Consider the following 19,372-nt stretch of genomic DNA (forward strand, 5'->3'; position numbering starts at 1 on the left):
TTAGAGCACCAAAGTACCGTTTCAGTTTCAATTATTTATTATGAATTTTATCATTCTGCCTAGATAAGTACGTTTATGCCAGTTTTAGTGCAAATCTGTCATTATCAATTAGCGTGGCATTTGATTCGAATATTGCTTATTAAATCGTCTTACCAGATTGATTTAAATAGAAAGTGTATTGCCCGATGCTAAGTCTTTACACTATGATGCGTATCCTATTCTTAAAATTTCTCAGGAAGCTTTTATGATCAGTGTGTTTGGTCGCTGGTACCGACGCAAATTTTCCGATCCTGATGCAGCCATGCTGCTTATTCTAATACTTATTACCACCGCCGCGCTGCTTTTGTGGGGCGAGCTTATCATGCCTGTTTTAGTGGCAGCGATTGTGGCTTACTTACTAGACTGGCCAGTTACCCACCTTGTTAGATTTGGCGTAAGCCGCGCTATTGCTTGCGGCATTGTATTAATGGGGTTTATTACCCTGGTCATTTTCATGCTAATTGGTTTAGTGCCCATTGTGACTCGCCAAAGCATTAATCTTATTCAAGAAACCCCTTTAATATGGCAGAAGGCACAAGATTGGATCTTAACCTTGCCGGAAAAATACCCTGACTATGTGCAGGTTTACCAAATTCATCAAATGATGGAAGGGCTAAACGACAAACTTGTTGGTGTAGGCGAAACATTAATATCAGCGTCTTTTAGTAACATTGCCAATGTGGCTGCGCTATTAGTTTATGCGGTGCTTGTACCTTTAATGGTGTTTTTCATGCTGAAAGACAAGATGTATTTCTTAGAAAGCATTTCTAACTTGTTACCCAAAGAGCGCCGGTTAATTACGCAAGTTGGCCATGAAATGAATTCACAAATTGCCAATTACATTCGCGGCAAAGTGATAGAAATTGTGATTGTTAGCTTAGTGTCATGCGTAACCTTCGCCTTTATGGATTTGCGATACGCTATATTGCTTGGCGTATTGGTGGGCATTTCTGTGCTGATTCCTTACATAGGCGCTGCGGTAGTCACCATTCCTGTTGCCATAGTCGCGCTATTTCAATGGGGTTTAACGCCTGATTTCTGGTATCTGTTTATTGCCTATTCAATCATTCAGGCACTAGATGGAAACTTATTGGTGCCTTTGCTTTTCTCTGAAGCAGTAAGCTTGCACCCACTGTATATCATTATTGCAGTGCTGGTATTTGGCGGCCTATGGGGTTTTTGGGGCGTTTTCTTTGCTATACCGTTGGCAACATTGGTAAAAGCAGTAATAACAGCGTGGTCGAGTAATCCTGAGGGATTAACTGTAGCTGAAAGCAAATAGCGCATTAGGCTAAACAAAGAGTAAAATTAATAACCAGCAAAACGAAAAAGGGCGGTAGTGTGAACTACCGCCCTTTTTGTTTCTAACCAATACGCGTGACGTGAATTACTTGTTATCAGCCAAGTAATCTAACACTACTGTGTGATGTTCTTTGGTTTTAAACTTATTGAAAACGTGTTCGATAACACCGTTTTCATCTACTAAAAAGCTCAAGCGGTGAATACCGTCATACTCTTTACCCATGAACTTTTTCAAGCCCCATACGCCAAAAGCGTCTGCAACCGCGTGGTCTTCGTCAGACAACAAAGTAAAGTTTAGGCTTTCTTTTTCAGCGAATTTTGGCAAGCGTTTAACCGCATCAGGGCTAATCCCCATTACTTCTACGTTCAAGCCGTCTAATGCCTCTTTACTATCGCGCAAGCCTTGTGCTTGAACAGTACAGCCTGGGGTCATCGCCTTAGGGTAAAAGTAAACCAGTACTTTCTTGCCTAAGTAATCTGATAACGTAATGGTTTCATCATTTTGGTTTTGAAGTGAAAACTGTGGTGCTTTATCACCAGCTTGAAGCGTGTTCATTAGATTCCTTAATATGTTTATCTACAACTTTTCCGGTTACGTTGAGCTCTTCAAATAACGCGGTTAGCTCTGATTCTAGGGCGGCAAAATCTTCAGATGCAGGCATATTCACAACGAATTTGCAGCGCATACATTCGTTTTTACACTCGGCCGATTTATAAGTGGCTTGCCTAAATGCACTAATTGACGCGTTACGTTTTGCGAAAAAGCCTGTTACTGCTTCTATTAGCCCAGCGGTATCTTCGCCGCTGAACTCAACGTGAAATAAGTGATCGAGATTTTGCTTTTCGTGGTGACTGGTACGTTTCATCATGGAAAGCAGATCGAGGCGCTGACAAAGAGGGGGCACGGTACATTCAGCACGTGTGATGGCAGACTGCGAGCCTTCAATGATCATAGTAAGCGAGAACTCTTGACCATAAACAGCTTGGCGGCTATCTAAAATGTTGCACTGGGCTTCTGATACCGTGGTCGCAATTTCGCTTAATATACCCGTTTTATCTGAACCTAAAATGGTAACAATCAGTTGGTGCTGAGACATTAAAACCTACATCACAGGAAACGTATTGGGTGATGGTAGCATAGAGTTTTTTTTTAGTACCAGCGGCTTTTTGTAGTATTGATGCAGATTATTGTCAAATTCTTGTCATTTAGGCGTGAGATAGCTTGTGTTTAGCTACCGACATATTTACCATGTGCGCTCATATTTTGCGGAGAGATTATGTTTACTGGTAGTTACGTAGCACTCGTCACGCCGATGTTTGAAAACGGCGACATCGATTACAAGTCACTTGAGAAGCTAGTGCGCTTTCATGTTGAACAAGGCACACATGGTATTGTGTCTGTTGGCACCACTGGCGAGTCGGCCACCTTACCGTTTGATGAACACGTAAACGTCGTTAAAGAGACCGTTGCTATGGTGTCTGGCGCTATTCCTGTTATTGCAGGTAGTGGCGCAAACTCAACTGCTGAAGCGATTTTTCTTACTCAACAATTGGGTGCGGCCGGTATCGACGGCTTCTTAAGCGTAGTCCCTTACTACAACAAGCCTCAACAAGCAGGCATGGTGGCACACTTCAACGCCATTGCTGATGCAAGCGATTTACCTGTGTTGTTATACAACGTACCAGGTAGAACTGTTGCTGACATGCTGCCTGAAACTGTTGCAGAACTTTCATCACACAAAAACATTGTTGGATTAAAAGACGCAACCGGCGATATTGCTCGCCTTAAAGAAACGCAAGCACTTGTCCCTTCAGACTTCGTTTTATTAAGTGGCGATGACGGCACAAGTTGTGAATTCATGTGTGAAGGCGGTCATGGCGTTATTTCTGTGACAGCAAACGTGGTTCCAAAGGCCATTGCACAAATGTGCGAAGCCGCTTTAGCAAAAGATTTTGATAAATGTCGCACTATAGATGAAAGCATCGAATTGCTTCACACCGCGCTATTTATCGAGCCTAATCCAGTTATTCCTAAGTGGGCTTTATACAAAATGGGCATGATGGAAAGTGCACAAATGCGATTACCTATGGTTTTACCGGAACTTGTAAGCCAAAAACATATCGAAGAACTATTACAAAAATACGCATTGATTTCGGGTTAATAAGGAATACAGATGAATAGAACGCTGGCTATAGTGAGTTCGATGGTAGTAATCGCACTTGCAGGTTGTTCAAGCCAAACAGACAGAAAGACGGCTTCAGGTACGTACAAATACTTAGAAACGAAAGAACAAAAGCAAGTACAAGTTCCAGCCGACTTAGATGCGCCAACTTTTTCTAGAGAGTTTGCAGTACCTGAATTAGACGACAGCGTAGATGAAAGTCTTGTTGGCAAGAAATTACTTGTGCAGTCTCCTGCATTGGTGTTGCCACTGGTTACGGGTTCGCACGTAGAAGAAGGCAAAAGCACAGCAACAATTTGGTTCGACCAAGTTGATGATAGCCAGCCGTTAAGCCAAGCAGTTTGGAATTCATTGTTAAGCTTCCTAGACGAACAAGGTATTGGCGTCGATTTCTTCGATCCTGAACAGCAAGTGCTAAACACTGATTGGATGATCATCAAAAAAGAAGTGGATAGCCCATGGTACAGCTGGACCAGCACTGAAAGTGAAGTGGGTCGCCGCTTTGAATTCACTCTAGATGTAAAACCTCACGGTAGAACCGCAGCACTTTCTGTTGATTTAAAAGACTACATGGCCACCACGGGTGACGATGTTGTTGCAGAAATTTCAAGCATGCAAGAGCGCCGCGAGGAAGTAGACGTACTTAACCAAGTGATTGGTCATTACGAATACCAGATTCAATTACAAGAAACTCGTCGCATTGCACGTATTCGCCAAGGCCTAAATACCGAAATGGGCTTTAACGATGACGGCAACCCAGCATTCATGGTTGATGCACAATACGATGTGGTATGGCCACGTATGTTATTGGTATTGCGTAAACTTGGTTTCGACGTTAAAGATTTAGATAAATCTAACGGCCTACTGTTTGTTTCCTATAATGGTAGTGACACGGGTTGGTGGGGCGGTTTGTTCTCCAGCGACAATGAGTTACTTGAAAAAGGTGACTACCGTTTAAAAGTTTCACGTGCCGGTGAGAAACGCAGTTCAGTGACTTTCATGAATAATGAAAGCGAACCTTTTGAAGCCAATCAGGTTTCAGACCTATACGGCGCATTTGCCGAGGTCATGTCAGAAGATAACCTTGATATATAATTGAGACTGAGAATGGAAAAACGTGACGAGCTTTACCGCGGTAAAGCAAAAACTGTGTATTTTACCGATGATAGCGATAAGTTAATTCTGCATTTCAGAAACGACACATCAGCTTTTGATGGTGAAAAAATTGAACAGCTAGACCGTAAAGGCGAAGTGAATAACAAGTTTAACCATTTTATTATGACTAAACTTGAAGAAGCGGGTATTGCTACGCAAGTAGAAGCTTTGCTTTCTGACACTGAATCTTTAGTTAAAAAGCTAGACATGATCCCAGTGGAATGTGTTGTTCGTAACCTAGCGGCAGGCTCTTTGGTTCGTCGTCTTGGTGTAGAAGAAGGGCAAACGTTGGCACCGCCTGTGTTTGAATTCTTCCTTAAAAACGACGCACTGCACGATCCTATGATTAACGATTATCACATTGTGTCATTTGGATGGGCGACAGAAGCACAAATTGCTGAAATGAAGTCGTTAACGTTTAAAGTAAATGCTGTGCTTAAATCGCTGTTTGATGAAGCAGGCATGTTGCTAGTAGATTACAAACTTGAATTCGGTGTTGATCCTGATGGCAACATTGTTTTAGGTGATGAATTTACGCCTGACGGTTGCCGCTTGTGGGACAAAGAAACCCGCAAGAAGATGGACAAAGACCGTTTCAGACAAGGCCTAGGCTCAGTGGTTGAAACTTACATTGAAGTTGCAGAACGCTTAGGTGTTTCACTGTAACGGCATGTTAGTGTAACGATTGAAAGAAAAAAGGACCCATTGCGGTCCTTTTCTTTTGCCTGTAAAAAGGTAATTTAAACAACGCTTTGTGTATTTTTACATGTGGCTACGTGCACGAAATAACCTGGTAAAGTTATCAACCTTATAAAAGGGCTTTTATGAATACGCTGATGGAGAAAATGAATGGGTAACCCGTACGGATTAGTATGTATTGCCATGCTGGCGTTTGCGGCCAATTCGTTGTTGTGCCGTATGGCACTGGCCAATACTGATATCGATCCAGGCCTTTTCACCACAATACGCTTAGCCAGTGGGGCATTGTGTTTAACCCTTTTGGTCGCTTTTACTGCCCGCCGCTCAGCGTTAGCCAATAACAAAAGTGAGCAAAGCGCTTCTGGAACAGAAAGCGCTGCGGCTAATATAAACACCAGCCCAATAGCGGCCATTAAACAACAGGCATCAATAGCAGGGGCGCTATGCTTATTCGTTTACGCTATTGGGTTTTCTTACGCGTATATCTCTATGTCGACAGGCACAGGTGCGCTGCTTTTGTTTGGCGCAGTGCAGCTCACTATGATTTCAGTAGGTTTGCTAAAAGGCGAACGCTTTGCTGCATTTCAGTGGTTGGGCTTTCTACTGGCTTTTGCAGGGCTTGTTATTTTATTGCTACCCGGTGCCAGCGCGCCGCCACTGTTTTCAGCGCTATTAATGATAAGTGCCGGTATTGCGTGGGGCTTTTATTCGTTGTTAGGTAAAAAGAGTAATGCGCCTTTGTTGCTTACCGCCGGTAATTTTTCATACGCCACGCTTTTCACCATACCTTTAATTATTTGGCTATGGGTAACAGGCTCGTGGCTGTGGAGCAACGATGGCGTGATGTATGCGCTAGCGTCTGGCATAGTGGCATCGGGTTGCGGTTATGCCATTTGGTATAAAGCACTACCCTTAATTCAGTCGACAACGGCCGCTACCGTTCAATTGAGTGTGCCTGTAATAGCCACACTGATGGGGTGGGCATTTCTTGCCGAAACGATAAGTGTTCAGATAATGGTTGCCTCTTTAATGACCCTAGGCGGAATTTGGTTAGTCATTCAAAAACGTACCCGTTAATTGAAGAATAGTGGACGCTGTTTTTTCATTACCGTAGAACCCACATATGAGAGATTGGTAATATATGTTAAAAAGTAGTTAAATGTAGCTATAAATAGCATAGCGACTACGACTATTACGGTAGGGGACTAACGTGGGCTTATTTTCTAACATTCGACGGGCACTCGTTGTGTCTAAATTTCAGCGTAAAGACTTGAAGATTATTGAGGCTATCCCTACAGAAAGGTTCGCAACCATTGTTTTTCAGTTTAAAGACGAAGGGTGGGAGTTAACCGATGCCCCTGGCGACTTAGATGTAAGTCGTGACAGTTGGCAGGGTAAACTTCGAAAAGGAACCAGTACTCTTACTTGCAGTTGGAATAATGACGACGAGGGCGAAATAGTAGGTTTAACCAGAATTATCGAAGGCATTGGTAAAGACTTCAACTTAGAAGTGCAATCTACGCCTAGTCGATAACCTCAGTTGATAATTTAAATTGATAACCTAGGCTTTCAAAACATAAAAAAATGACGTAGACAAGCATGAGGGAAACAAAGCTTATCTACGTCATTTATCAACCGATCGGGCTGTTACAAAGCCTTTTAATACAACGCCTAGAAACGGTAAGACGCTGAAACTCTAAAGCGGCGCGGTGCACCTGGCTCAACCCATACGTCAGCAAAAGAGTTGGTGTAATGCTCTTTGTCGAAAAGGTTGTCTACTTCTGCACGTACCACTAAGTTTTCTACTGGTTCAATTTGCGCGAAAGCACGAACGGTTGTGTAGCTAGGCAAATAGAAGTCTGTTGCGGTTTGTCCTAAACGCTCATCTACGTACAACAAGCCTGTGCCTAGGCGTACCGGCATATCTGAAACCGTAAGGCTTTTGCCTATTTGAACGCTAAGCTGATTTTCAGGAACGTTAATAAGCGGATCGCCGGCTTCAATAGCAGCTACAAAGTTAGCGTCAGCAGCATCGTTGGTACTTTCAGCGTCAATATAAGCATAAGACACCCATAAGCTTATGCCGTTGCTAAATTCAGCGTTAACATCTAACTCAACGCCACGGCTACGCGCTTCACCACCAGGGGTTAAAAAGAAACCGTCAGATGCTTCATCACTGCTATCGAACACTAAAATATTGCTTTGCTCAATGTTGAAGACAGATAAGGTAATATCGCCGCGTACATCATCAAAGAATGACGTTAAATCGGTTTTAACACCTACTTCAGTTGATTCAGATTGGTTTGGTTCAAACGGGTTACCCGCATAATCAGAACCCGTTAGCTGACGGAAGCCTTCACCGTACGTTGCGTAAAAACTAATGCTGTCATCAAGCAAGTACACTGCACCTAACTGAGGTGAAAATTGGGTATCGTCTTGCGATGTAGTAGAAACCGGATCGCTTAAGCGGTTCTGAATTTCTTGTTCGAATTTGTCAATTCGGCCACCAAAGCGCACTTGAAACTTATCGGTAATGTTAACTTGGTCTTGAATGTACATACCCCAAGCTTCTTGGGTTTCTAAGCGGTCTAAATTGTCTGACAACTCAACATCAGCCAAAGGCGAGTAATCTGGGTTAAGAATATCTACAACAAGATATTGGCTTAAATCCAAATCGTTAATGTTGGTGTCGTCTGAGAAAAACGGTGGGCGGTAACGTAAGATAACTTGATCGTTTTCAAACTTATCGTAATCGCCACCAATAATAACGCGATGGCTAACTGAGCCTGTATCAAACTCACCAGCAATTTCGCCGCGCAGTACCACATAATCGGTTTCAAAATCGCGATAGCGCTTAAAGCGAGACAGTAACGTTTGATCTGGGTCGATAAACAACGTTTGGCGGCCGCCAAAGTTAGTTTCAAGGGCATTGCCTTCAAACGTGGTGTCACGCAGTCCTGCACCTACCAATAGGTTCCAGTCGTCGTTAAGCTCATGAGAAATTTCTAGCTGGTGCCCAACTACGTCGGTAGTAATTCTATCGCCATTTGGGTCGCCCACGAAAGTTTCAATAGGCTGAATACCTAACTTACCGTCTACCGCTATTACACCACGGTCGAAGGGAATTTCTTGCTTGGTATATTCAAGCTCGTAGGTAATACGGGTATCTGCTGAAAATTCCCACGTAACAGAAGGGTAGAAGCCTACTTTTTCAGTTTCTACGGTATCGCGAAAGCTTTCAGCGTCTTCGTAAAAACCCACTACGCGTACACCAATGCTGTCATTAGCGCCCGTTACGGTTTGTACGTCAGCTTCCACGCGTACTTGTTCCCAACTACCATAAGTGGCTTTTACTTCGCCACCGGTGAAAAATTGTGGGCGCTTAGTCACTAAGTTTACTGCGCCGCCAGGTTCGCCGCGGCCAAACAACGCCGCTTTAGGCCCTTTTAAAACTTCCACATGGTCGATACCGGCTAAATCACGCGGGCCACCAAAGCCACGGCCAGCATTAAAACCATTTACCAAGAAACCACTTGGTAAATTTTCATCACCAGAAAAACCACGAATGGCAAAACTATTCCACAGCCCACCAAAGTTATTCTGCCTTGCTACTGACGCAGACAGATCTAACGCATCATTTAAATTAATGGCACCTGCATCACCAATTAAGCCAAGATCAATATCTTGTGCAGCGGCTGGCACTTCTTTGTATTCAAACGCACCTTGGTAAGCGCGATGCATGCCATGTACCGTAATTTTTTCTACTTTTGCTTCTTCGCTGTCGTTATTAGTTTGAGCAAAAGCCGGTGCATTAAAAAATGCAGCAATACTGATGGCGAGTGTCGATTTCACCCAGTTAGTTTTCATTGGTGTTTTCCTGTGTGTTCATTGGTGTAGTAGTAAATTGTGAAGATGTAGTGAATTGTGGAAGCTGCTTAAGGCGTGATTCTGAAAACTCAGGCGCAGCAAAAAGTTGTTGGTAATAAAATTGGCGTAACGACGCGTGAAAAGCGCGCACCTTATTTTCATAATCAATCATAGATTGCACGTTGGTGCTTGCGGTGTTCGATAACAAACGCTGGGTTAGCAACGAAGGCGACAGTAAAGACACATAGCCCGCCAGCTGATTTTTTCGAATAGTGGCTTGCTGATACGCGTTTGAAAGTTCGCTTGCACTTTCATCGCCAACTTGTTGAAAAGCGAAGTACCACTTCCAGTTAAACGAGCCATCTCGCTTAGGATCGTAAGCCGTGTAATCAGCCCATTGTGGGTGAGTTTCAATAAACTTCTCCCACGTTTCCTCAACGGGTTTGTCCCATGCACCGTTTACGGCTTCACGCTGTGTAAGCACAATGTCGCCACCTTCAGGGGTTTCAACCGCAACATTAATAACGGTATGACCGGTAACCGGCACGATTACGGTGGTAATAAGCCATACGCCTAACATTAACGAAGCAAGGTGAGTGGCACTGTATTTAGCAAAACGCTGTGCTGCGCCAATGGCTAATACAATGGCAGACCACACACTTATAGTACCCAGTACTATAACGCAGGCTAACAAGATAGAACTTACAGAAGCGCCATTCACAATGGCAAAGGCCACGAAAGGAACCAGAGTAACTAAAGCTAACGGAACTAGCGTAACTAGGGTACGAGACGTCCATACCGCATGGCTATTACGGGCGGTAACGTTAAGTAAGTCGAAGCGTCTGGCTTCACGCTCTTTGGCTTTTAGGTCGTACAGCAACAAAATAATAAATAGCGGTAGCAGTACGCTTACCACAAAGGCAAAATCGAAACGCCCCAAAAACGCTAATTCAGGATTGTCGGTATCGCTTTCATAAATTTGGCCTTCAAGGGCCAACATACGTACACGATGTTTCCATGGGAACACATCGCGTTCGCCAACAACCGCAAAGGCTAGGGGAGAAGGCGGCGCATACGTTAGGTGAAATGCGTAATAGGCCACCATGCCGTAGCTAGACTGATGATTAAGTACCGCTTCACGCTCTACTTGGTCTTTTTCTAATAAGCGTTCAATTGTGGCTTGTTGTGCCTGCATTTCTGCATGACCCGACCACAAGGCTACTGTGCTGAGTAGAAATACCACTAATAACGTTAATTTAAATTGGCGATGGGCAAACACAAACCCTGCTTCGCGCTTAATATCGTTAAACCGCATCATGGGTTTAGCCTCCTGACTGCAAGCTTAAGAAGTAGTAAAGCAACACCCACCCAAAGAAGAAGTTGTAAACAATACATGGAGGCTCTGCTTAAGCGCGCCATCGGGGCTTCTGGCTGAAAACTAAATTCAGACAATACTGCCCAGTTACTGGCTTCAACTACCGCTTTGTCTGCGGCTTCTTCGCTTGAATTGCGGTTCATATCCAGTTTGTAATCAAGCTTTTCTACGTGCACCTTATTTAAGCCTTGTACAAACTGCATACGTAGGATTTCGGCTTCACGTAAAAAGCGATGATGGGTTTCAATACTGGTGCCTGCAAGCAACGTAGAGAATGAACGCAGTGCAACGGTAGGCGAAAGCCAACCAAACTGTCTTGCAATTCGTGCTTGCGCTAGTTCTTCTTGCATGCGGCTTTCAGCAAATTCATTAATTACAACAGCTTGGCGCTGCTCAGAATATTGCGCCACTATGCCTCTGAAGTTCACGGGTAGGTCGTCTACAGAATCGACGTTGTACTTATCGAGTAGGTCTTGTTTAAGCTTAATAAAAGCAGGATCATTAACATCGTGACCATCGCCTAAGCTTCGAAGTTTTTCTTCTACTTTAAAGTCGGCTTCTAACTTACCGATAGAAGGCTCGACACTGGTAGCCACACTGCTGCCCATTCTAGGTAGCAATATGCAAGCGCTCATCCAAATAACAATAAGCACGGTAAAGCTAGCGCTGCTTTTTTCAAACAACGTAGAGCAGGCGGTAACCACCACAGCCCATAACAAGAAATAAAGTGCGTAACCTAAGCAGAAAAGCGTTACCACTAACGCGCTTTCATTGGAAAAAGCGACATACAAGCAGGCCAATAGCAATGGCAGTAAGAAAATACTGCTAGCTAGCATTAATGCCACTAGCTTTCCTAACACCAACTGCCAACGGCTAGCGCCTTGGGTAAGTAATAAGGTTAGCGTGCCCGCTTCACGTTCCCGTGAAACGCTGCCGTAGCCAATCAAAATAATAAACAGCGGCGCTAACACTAATGCTAAAAAGCTTGGCGTTAAGCTACTAAAACGAGTAAGCCCTGCAGACTGGCGCTGCTCGGCAAACATGGCACTGTTTTGCCTGTGACCTTCTAAGAAAATAGCGTTACCTGTGTAAGTGTCTACACCAGGTTCTATTACGCTAAGCGGGGTAGGTGTACGAAACACATAATGCCCGTAATGCACCATGCGGTGGGGGTGTTTATCTGGTTGCGATAAAAAGCGTTCTTCAGCTTCATGTTGAAGGTGTTCTCTGGCGTGCGCCGCTTCTTCAATATGAAAGGCATTTATCACAAGCGCTGCTAGGGTAAGTACACTGCCCAAAATTAACACCGTAGTGGCAACCTTGGTTCGCAGCCAATAACGCCACTGCTCAGCACAAATGGTTTTTATTGTATTGCTTATGATTCCGGCCATCATTTACGCCCAGCAAAGGCTGCGTGAACAGCTTCTGTATCTATAGGCGTATCGCCCGAGCGTTCAAACGAACCCGTAAGCTTGCCGTTGCTTAATAGCACAATGCGGTGAGCAACCTGACAAGCGCCATATACATCGTGGGTTACCATAAATATGGTGGCACCGTTGTTGGCTAACTCAGACACCAGCGAGTTAAATTCATCAATAGCGGCAGGGTCGAGACCAGAAGTAGGTTCATCTAAAAACAGCACTGGGGCATTGCGTAGAATGGCTAATGCAATAGCAGTTTTCTGCCTCATTCCTTTTGAGTAATTCGACAACGTGTTGTGCCACGCATTTTCCTGCAACGCCACTTTATTAAGGGCTTCATGAATAGCATTGTCAGTTTTTTCGACACCGGCTACCGACAAAAAGTAGCGAATATTTTCATACCCAGAAAGATGACCATAAAGGGTTACCGATTCAGGCAAATAAGCCACCGACTTTTGCACTTCGTTGGTATTGTCTGCTACCGACATGCCCATAACAGACGCTGTTCCAGTACTAGGTTTCATTAGCCCTAAAAAAGTTTTAAGGGTTGTGGATTTACCCGCACCGTTTCCACCAAGAAGGGCAAACACTTCACCTTTGCCTACTTCAAAATTAAGGTTATCGAGAATAGTACGTTGGTCTATACGTACCGATAATTCACTAGCGCTGATTACAGATTTTGATGTCATTGATTTGCGGTATAAAGTCGAAATTTGTCGATATGTTATATTGTAACAATTGGGATGTGAAATATTTTTTTGCTTTTTTCGGTGTAGTTGGCTAACAGGTAGGCAATCAAATAGTAATTGATAGCGAATAGAGGGCCTTGCAAAGGATTGACAGTGAATTAGCAGAGGAATAACGAATTACTAGCAATAGGTAACACATAGCCGTTGTTATGGTGCTATATCATTTAACAAAATAGGCATTCAATAGACGTGAACATTACTTGCGTATTAATCTGGTTATTATTCAGTAATAAGAGTGTGTTGTAGTGTATATTTTGTATGGTTCTGAAGTGTCTTTGTATACAGGTAAAATTCGCGCTTACCTTAAATATAAGCAACTGCCTTTCACCGAGGTGTTATCTACTATCTCGGTATACAAGAAAATTATTCGCCCGAAAACCGGTGTTGCCTTTATTCCGGTGGTAAAAACCCCGTCAGGTGAATACCTACAAGATACCGCCCGCATTATTGATAACTTTGAAGCACAGACATCGCCTCCTTCAAACGGATGCAAGTTATCGGTTGTACCTACCACACCCGCCCAGCATCTTGTAAGCGAGCTGTTCGCCCTTTGGGGTGATGAATGGTTAGTTATTCCCGCCATGCACTACCGCTGGAATAAAGATAACTTTCCTTTTATATATGAAGAGTTCGGGCAAGTAGTTACCCCAAAAGCACCAAAATTTATTAAAGCGTATTTTGGAAAGAAACTAGCTAAAAAATTCCAAGGGTTTGTACCACTGTTAGGTATTACCGAAAAAAGCATTCCCTATATTGAAGACTGGTACGAAAACACCGTTCTGCATTATTTGAACGAACATTTCGCCACCCATAAATATTTGTTGGGCGATAAACCCTGTACAGGTGACTTCGGATTACTAGGCCCATTGTACGCCCACTTGTACCGAGACCCTGCACCAAAACAATTAATGGATAAACTAGCCCCCAATGTGGCGGCGTGGGTGAAGCGGATGAATAATCCTAATACTGCACATCAAGCAAGTACCTCTGCTAGTAACGATATCAATAGCCCTGCCAGTACCCCTGCGTTTTTAGCAAAAGATGAAATACCCGCAACCTTACTGCCCTTATTAAAAGATATGTTCACTCAGCAGTGGCCGGTGTTAAAAAATACCTCAGAAACGTTAACTGATTGGCGAGAAAAGAATACGAGTAGTGAAAATACTTCGCGCTTTATTCCAAGAACAATAGGGCGGCACAGTTTTACAGTTGGGCGGAGCGAAACAGGGAATGTAGAAGAGCAACGTTTTATATCGAGCTTTCATCAATACAAATTACAACGGGTGTTAGATGTGTTTAATAGTATTGAACAGCCGAGCCTGGAATTAACGAGCTTGCTAGAAGAAGTAGGGGGATTGGAATATATGCAGTTGACGGTTAAAGAGCGGGTGTCTATTGAGAGGAATAGGTTGGTGTTTGAGTGAGTGGGTTAGGGCATTGTTAGTGGTGTGTGTTTTTATACAGTGGTTTGTGATTTTGGAGCGATGAAAAATAAAACGGAATTATTCCGGAATGCGGGGTCGCTTTTGTAAGGGCTGAGTGTAGTAGATTGATAATAGAGTGTTTTCGTGCGAAAGTTTGTTTATTAGGGATGTGTTGTACGGAAATGGTCCATCTTGTATAAAGGAATTTTTCCATATAATAAGCTGTTAGTTGCCTATATGAATAAATTGATCTATTTGGCTTTGGTTTACTCACTACCTCTTTTTTCATTGTTAGTGCCATTTGATCATTTCCAACCTATTTGGATTTTTTATTACCTGCCCTTTGCGCTAATTTATGCAACATACATTTGGTTCAAGCCCAGCAAAGACATAACCAAATATATTTTTTATACGCCGGGTTGGTTTCTTCTGTTCTTAACTCTAGCTATTCTTATCCCGTATAGTTACAAAAGTGGAGTCGAAGCAGCATTAGAGTTTCTACCAGTATTATTGATAGTTGCTATTCCATTTGGTTTTGTCATTGGGATTATTTACATTACTGTAGCTCTAGTATTGCTAAAGGGGTTTGAGAAATATGGTTTTAACTTACACGGCAACTAACAAAACGCTGTTGGCACTCCCTTCGGTCGCTGGGACGCTAACACGGGGCCGCTTCGCGATTATAGCCCCATGTTAGCGCCCCAAAGCTTAGCGTTATATGCCTTTCAGGATTTGGTGATAGATTAGATTATGAGAACAGAATTAAGAACAAAAATCATCGAGGTTTGTGATAAAAAAATAGCAGCGAAAGGTGACAATGTTGGATTATCATTCTACGCATTTTTTAAGAATAAAAATGATAATCCGGAGTTACTTATGGAAGCTGCAACATGGTGGATACAAACCCATAAATTAGATCATTTCGTTAAGGCTCATAAAATTAAAGAAATGGTTCAAGGTCATTTATAATCGGCATATAACAAGTCATTGCAAAGGACTTTTAACAGTTGGCTCCTTCGCTTCGCTCGTATTATAGCCAACAATTAAAAGCCTCTGAATGAGGCGTTATGTGTAAATGAATATGAATCCAGCAATTGAAAAACTGAATGAATATCTCGCAGAGCTAAATGCGGTCGAGGAATTTGCCTCACTAGAGGTAAAGGCGGAGCACATCGGTTTAATCAATCAGATCAAGTCAAGCATTGGCCAGCTGGAGTTATGCGAAAAGTTCGGTATCAATGCCGGTTCACTTGTAAGCGTTTTACCAGAAACGGAGAGTCCCAATTTTTGCTATCTTACTGTTCATGAAAATGAATCATCTAATCCAGAAAACTGGGAAGAGGTAATTTTTGAGGGTCAACAAATACAATTTAGTGGTGGTGATCTTGTCATTCGCAAGTAACACACATAACAAGGCAATTAACTTCGCGCCTACGGCGCCGGACGCTCGTACCTCGCGCCGGTTATTGCGGCGTTAGCCATACATAAGGATCTGCATGAACGCTATAGCAAAGGTTAAAAAATTAGTATGGAATCTTGGCGCTATTCTATTTTTTATATGGTTTGGATTTAAGGCCATAGCGTATGGGATGGATACTCTAGGAGTTGAAGGCCCATCATTATGCTCATATACCGACGTAGCTGAATTTGCTTCCCCTAATGGTAAAAAAATTGCGAAGCTTGGTTATTCGGATTGTGGAGCAACAACTAACTGGCAAACTGGAGTTAACATCGTAGATGTGAAATCAGGCAAAGAGTATAACGGATTCTTTGGGTTGGACGGCAAGCCTGAAAATTTAAAAGTGCTATGGACGTCAGATATAGAGTTAACTTTTAGTAACTTTCCGGTAGATAAGTTACTTTGGTTCAACCAAGATTATATGTCGGGTGTAAAAGTAAAAGTCGAGGCCAGTATGGCTAACAAGCAAATTCATCCGACGCCAAAAAGTGGCGCGGCTGATTAGAGCGTTAGGCTTTAAAACAATGCTAAGTACATCTCAAAATATCGAGACCTATAAAATGCTTGGGCAAGTCGCAATGTGTTCTGGTGGAAGCGAGTTTAAAATTTCGTGGGCCATGAGCTTACTTGAGCAAGGTCTTGAAACTGAAAATCTAGCTACTCTGGCCACCTTGCTAAAGCCCGTGAATGAATTTGAAGCTGATGATTATTTCAACCGTGTTTTAGCTGAGCTGAGTATTGACCGTCCAAGCGATGAAGTTGCTATTGAGGGTTATGTAAAAGTACTAACCGATGAAGTTGCAAAAGGGTATCTTTCACCTGAATCCGGTGTGTCGATGATCTACACCGCCAATGTGCAACTAGGTTACCCAGGCTCATTAGGGGAATTTACTGCTTTGGAAGATGAGTGGTATTGTGAATGTATTAATGGGTGGTCAAAACAGAAGAGAAATGAAGAAATTATTAAGGCTTGTAAAGAAGCATATGAAGCTCTCAACTATCCACACATTAGCCAAGCCTAACAAGCGCATGTTGTCGGACTGGTTTTCCGCTGCGCTCCAAACCAGCCGCAAATACGGGCGTTATATTCACTAAGGAAGTTTCGAGATAATGGATGAACTTGATATTAAGCTAGAGCGTCCGCTATTTTATAAATCCCCATATGGCTTGAGATTTGAAATCGGGCCTCCTGATGTTGAAATCTGGCAGGAAGATAATAAGACACTAAATAGTGAGTATTTTTCCTTAGCGTTGAAAAGAGCCATCAGTATTTTTCGATCTTCATTTCAAACTTCAGATGAAATAGAAGTCGTATATCAAATCGGCTCAGATGGACGTAAAAAAATTAAAAAACGCAGTTTTATCTTTAGCCAGTTTGCGGGAATTGAAAAAGCGAAATTTGTATTTTCTGAACATAGAGATATCTACGAGGAAAATATAGAGTTTAAGCGCGAATGTATGAAACGAGTAACATTCTCAAACATTACTGCGGCTGATATTGATGTGGAGCAGCTGTTAACCGCAGCAATTAATAGCGACTTTCGCACCCGCTTTCCGCATTTCAAGGGAGAGTGTTATATTATCAATAAATCAAAGCAGATAGTTATGAATCTATATGATGATAGAGGCATGGATGTAGTTTCTACTAGTAAAGCGTATTTGCAGGATTTGTATAAAAGTCACAGCCACATAATACTTGATTACGACAAAGAAAAAATCGAATCGATGTTCTCGTGAATATAACAAGTGCCTCAATTCGCTCACAAGCTCGCTCGGACAATTAATAATGGGCTATTGTCGCTGCGCTCAATAGCTTTAGCCCATTAGTAATTGCCGCTTAGGCAAGCGTTATATGCCCTTGAGGGGTTCGGAAAACTTGAATAAGTTTGACTATAGATTTGAAGCTGCACCCAATGTAAAGGCTAAAACAGTTCGGTATTTCGTTTATACGCTTTTAGTTGTTTTAGCCACTTTCTCGTTCGTGTATTTAATTCACTATGCGGGAGATACATTGTCCATCGATGTAAATAAACCATTGCGAGAAATTCCTACCCATATTGTCATTTTAGGTTTGTCGGGAATGCTTGTTGCTTTAGTGCTTATTTATCTCATTGTGCTTTGGGTTGCGAAATCAATATTTACAAAGTTCAGAGTATAGTTTGGGCATATAACAAGTGCCTTAATTCGCTCACAAGTTCGCTCGGACAATTAACAATGGGTTATTGTCGCTGCGCTTAATAATTTTAACCCATTGTTAATTTGCCGCTTAGGCAAGCGTTATCTGCCAAGGAGGAACTTTGAAGAAAAAGGTATTTATTCCATCTCAGCCAGAAAGCTTTGGAACAGAAAATTTAGAATATAAGATTATAAATTTAGCGGTCACAAATGGGCAGTATGTAGTTCATAACCAACTGTTATTTGAAGTGGAAACCAATAATGTAATCCTCGAAGTAGTCTCTGAAAATAATGGTCAATTGGAAAGTCTTTTAGTCACAACAGAGCAAGTTGTGCAGCCAGGAGATTTAGCTGCTGTAATCAACACAGAGTCATCTCCTTCATTTGCGTTTCTGCTAAAGATATTTTTGTTCAATAGGGTTTTTATGTCTGGCTTCATAATAGGTTCTATTATTACAAGTCTACTATGGTGGCTGTTTTAAGGTGGCAGATAACAAAACGCTTAAGTCGCATCCCGCTGCGCGGGCTGCTGGGACAAAAACACTGCGCCATGCTTCGCATTTTATGGCACAGAATTTTCGCCCCTTAGCTTGGCGTTAGGCGTCATTTACTTACAGCTTAAAAAAGTAGGTTCAATCGTGACATTCCAGCATAAAGGTTGTTTCACTAGGTTGTCTTTGCGGCTAGCTTTTCGGTAGTTTCAACGGCTTTAGCAACGCGCTTTTCATCAACACCGCAACGCCAACATTCTGCATCACCAGTCTTCTAAACTCGCTCTTTTATCCAGCAATGCCCTTAACATCTGGCATTTCGCACAGGGTTGTTTTATCTTAAATTCAATAATTTAAACACGCGGCCTATTTGGCTAGTGGTGGCAGCAAAGCTGCGTACGTTCCTTTGTACGCCAAACAAAACGCTGTTGGCACTCCCTTCGGTCGCTGGGACGCTAACACGTGGGCTGACTCACTTCGTTCGGATTTTAGCCCACGTGCTAGCGCCCCAAAGCTTAGCGTTATAACCCATCATGAACGTTCATTTGAGAATTCTTCTTTCGGTATTTCTATTTTTATTCGCAACTGATTGTCTTGCCTGTTTTGTCCCACCTGTAGGATTAAGCGACGAGCATAAATTTATTTTTGCGAAAAATACGGCTACTGGAGCTGTGCTATTTTTAATAGCTCTTTTTCTTCGCTTCTTCAGTCAGAAATCGCGGCTTTGGGTACCAACACTAATTGGGTTTTCGTTAGCATACATCCCTCTTTTAATGTACGTTCTCTTCATGGAAGGCTTATCAGGTCCTGGCGGTGCGTGCGGCAGACCAGAGTTACTTGAAATGGGAAATGTAATAATCGTTACCTATGCAACTTTGGCACTATATGAGCTTTACTATTGGCTTAGGTATCGGAGCAAAAATGGGTTATAACAAACCAATAAACACACTCGCTCCGCTCGCTGGGACGCCTACTTGCTGCGGCTTCGCCATTTTCGCAGCAAGTATTCGCCCGTTATCGGGGCGTTAGGCGT

At 42.7% G+C, this 19,372-nt stretch carries 21 protein-coding genes; 15 read left to right on the forward strand and 6 right to left on the reverse strand.

The features are described from left to right. Positions 1-244: 244 nt before the first annotated feature. Positions 245-1,321, forward strand: coding sequence for an AI-2E family transporter (locus J8L84_RS11845; protein ID WP_211070865.1), 1,077 nt, complete (start codon positions 245-247; stop codon positions 1,319-1,321). Positions 1,322-1,426: 105 nt separating this feature from the next. On the opposite strand, the gene bcp is transcribed toward J8L84_RS11845, so the two are convergent. Together bcp and J8L84_RS11855 are read right to left on the reverse strand one after the other, a co-directional pair. Further along, positions 1,427-1,897: a thioredoxin-dependent thiol peroxidase gene (bcp, locus tag J8L84_RS11850; RefSeq protein ID WP_211070866.1), complete on the reverse strand. Its 471-nt coding sequence runs from the start codon at positions 1,895-1,897 to the stop codon at positions 1,427-1,429. Next, entirely contained in the window at positions 1,875-2,438 is a 564-nt protein-coding gene (locus J8L84_RS11855) for a glycine cleavage system transcriptional repressor (RefSeq protein WP_211070867.1), read from the reverse strand. The genes bcp and J8L84_RS11855 overlap by 23 nt, the downstream gene beginning before the upstream one ends. A 180-nt stretch (positions 2,439-2,618) precedes the next feature. On the opposite strand from J8L84_RS11855, the gene dapA reads away from it, so the two are divergent. From dapA to J8L84_RS11880, 5 genes are all read left to right on the forward strand, one after another. Further along, on the forward strand, positions 2,619-3,503 hold the full coding sequence (dapA, locus tag J8L84_RS11860; protein WP_062086382.1) for a 4-hydroxy-tetrahydrodipicolinate synthase: 885 nt from the start codon (positions 2,619-2,621) through the stop codon (positions 3,501-3,503). 12 nt (positions 3,504-3,515) lie between these two features. Further along, positions 3,516-4,619, forward strand: coding sequence for an outer membrane protein assembly factor BamC (bamC, locus tag J8L84_RS11865; RefSeq protein ID WP_211070868.1), 1,104 nt, complete (start codon positions 3,516-3,518; stop codon positions 4,617-4,619). A gap of 12 nt (positions 4,620-4,631) precedes the next feature. Beyond that, the gene (purC, locus tag J8L84_RS11870; RefSeq protein WP_013784230.1) at positions 4,632-5,345 is read left to right on the forward strand and encodes a phosphoribosylaminoimidazolesuccinocarboxamide synthase; all 714 of its coding nucleotides are present in this window, start codon (positions 4,632-4,634) and stop codon (positions 5,343-5,345) included. A 183-nt stretch (positions 5,346-5,528) separates the two neighbouring features. Further along, complete coding sequence (locus J8L84_RS11875; protein ID WP_211070869.1) at positions 5,529-6,455, forward strand: DMT family transporter; 927 nt, start codon at positions 5,529-5,531, stop codon at positions 6,453-6,455. Positions 6,456-6,624: 169 nt separating this feature from the next. Further along, on the forward strand, positions 6,625-6,912 hold the full coding sequence (locus tag J8L84_RS11880) for a hypothetical protein (protein WP_211070870.1): 288 nt from the start codon (positions 6,625-6,627) through the stop codon (positions 6,910-6,912). Positions 6,913-7,049: 137 nt separating this feature from the next. Here the strand turns inward: J8L84_RS11880 and J8L84_RS11885 are convergent, their stop codons facing one another. The 4 genes from J8L84_RS11885 to J8L84_RS11900 are packed head-to-tail and all read right to left on the reverse strand — an operon-like array spanning position 7,050 to position 12,730. Beyond that, positions 7,050-9,245 carry a TonB-dependent siderophore receptor gene (locus tag J8L84_RS11885; protein WP_211070871.1) on the reverse strand — a complete coding sequence of 732 codons (2,196 nt, stop codon included), beginning with the start codon at positions 9,243-9,245 and terminating at the stop codon, positions 7,050-7,052. Beyond that, complete coding sequence (locus J8L84_RS11890) at positions 9,235-10,563, reverse strand: DUF3526 domain-containing protein (RefSeq protein WP_211070872.1); 1,329 nt, start codon at positions 10,561-10,563, stop codon at positions 9,235-9,237. Before J8L84_RS11890 ends, J8L84_RS11885 begins: the two co-directional genes overlap by 11 nt. Beyond that, positions 10,560-12,002, reverse strand: a complete 1,443-nt coding sequence (locus tag J8L84_RS11895) for a DUF3526 domain-containing protein (protein WP_211070897.1) — start codon at positions 12,000-12,002, stop codon at positions 10,560-10,562. Before J8L84_RS11895 ends, J8L84_RS11890 begins: the two co-directional genes overlap by 4 nt. Positions 12,003-12,010: 8 nt before the next feature. Then, positions 12,011-12,730 (reverse strand): ABC transporter ATP-binding protein, encoded by a 720-nt coding sequence (locus J8L84_RS11900; protein WP_211070873.1) that lies wholly within the window; start codon positions 12,728-12,730, stop codon positions 12,011-12,013. A 305-nt stretch (positions 12,731-13,035) separates the two neighbouring features. Here J8L84_RS11900 and J8L84_RS11905 point away from each other — a divergent pair, with 305 nt between their 5' ends. The 9 genes from J8L84_RS11905 (at position 13,036) to J8L84_RS11945 (ending at position 18,330) form a co-directional block, all read left to right on the forward strand. Continuing rightward, complete coding sequence (locus J8L84_RS11905) at positions 13,036-14,214, forward strand: glutathione S-transferase family protein (protein WP_211070874.1); 1,179 nt, start codon at positions 13,036-13,038, stop codon at positions 14,212-14,214. 237 nt (positions 14,215-14,451) lie between these two features. Next, the gene (locus J8L84_RS11910; protein ID WP_211070875.1) at positions 14,452-14,835 is read left to right on the forward strand and encodes a hypothetical protein; all 384 of its coding nucleotides are present in this window, start codon (positions 14,452-14,454) and stop codon (positions 14,833-14,835) included. A 129-nt stretch (positions 14,836-14,964) separates the two neighbouring features. Further along, positions 14,965-15,183 (forward strand): DUF6500 family protein, encoded by a 219-nt coding sequence (locus J8L84_RS11915; RefSeq protein WP_211070876.1) that lies wholly within the window; start codon positions 14,965-14,967, stop codon positions 15,181-15,183. A 106-nt stretch (positions 15,184-15,289) separates the two neighbouring features. Next, complete coding sequence (locus tag J8L84_RS11920; protein WP_211070877.1) at positions 15,290-15,616, forward strand: hypothetical protein; 327 nt, start codon at positions 15,290-15,292, stop codon at positions 15,614-15,616. Positions 15,617-15,710: 94 nt separating this feature from the next. Next, entirely contained in the window at positions 15,711-16,178 is a 468-nt protein-coding gene (locus tag J8L84_RS11925) for a hypothetical protein (protein ID WP_211070878.1), read from the forward strand. Between the two features lie 19 nt (positions 16,179-16,197). Next, positions 16,198-16,695, forward strand: a complete 498-nt coding sequence (locus J8L84_RS11930; RefSeq protein WP_211070879.1) for a hypothetical protein — start codon at positions 16,198-16,200, stop codon at positions 16,693-16,695. A gap of 88 nt (positions 16,696-16,783) precedes the next feature. Beyond that, positions 16,784-17,410, forward strand: coding sequence for a DUF3885 domain-containing protein (locus J8L84_RS11935; protein WP_211070880.1), 627 nt, complete (start codon positions 16,784-16,786; stop codon positions 17,408-17,410). Positions 17,411-17,549: 139 nt separating this feature from the next. Then, positions 17,550-17,831: a hypothetical protein gene (locus J8L84_RS11940; protein WP_211070881.1), complete on the forward strand. Its 282-nt coding sequence runs from the start codon at positions 17,550-17,552 to the stop codon at positions 17,829-17,831. A gap of 139 nt (positions 17,832-17,970) precedes the next feature. Beyond that, positions 17,971-18,330 (forward strand): biotin/lipoyl-containing protein, encoded by a 360-nt coding sequence (locus J8L84_RS11945; RefSeq protein WP_211070882.1) that lies wholly within the window; start codon positions 17,971-17,973, stop codon positions 18,328-18,330. Positions 18,331-19,372 lie beyond the last annotated feature (1,042 nt).

It is taken from the genome of Alteromonas sp. MMG017 (assembly GCF_018100795.1).
Taxonomy (GTDB): domain Bacteria; phylum Pseudomonadota; class Gammaproteobacteria; order Enterobacterales; family Alteromonadaceae; genus Alteromonas.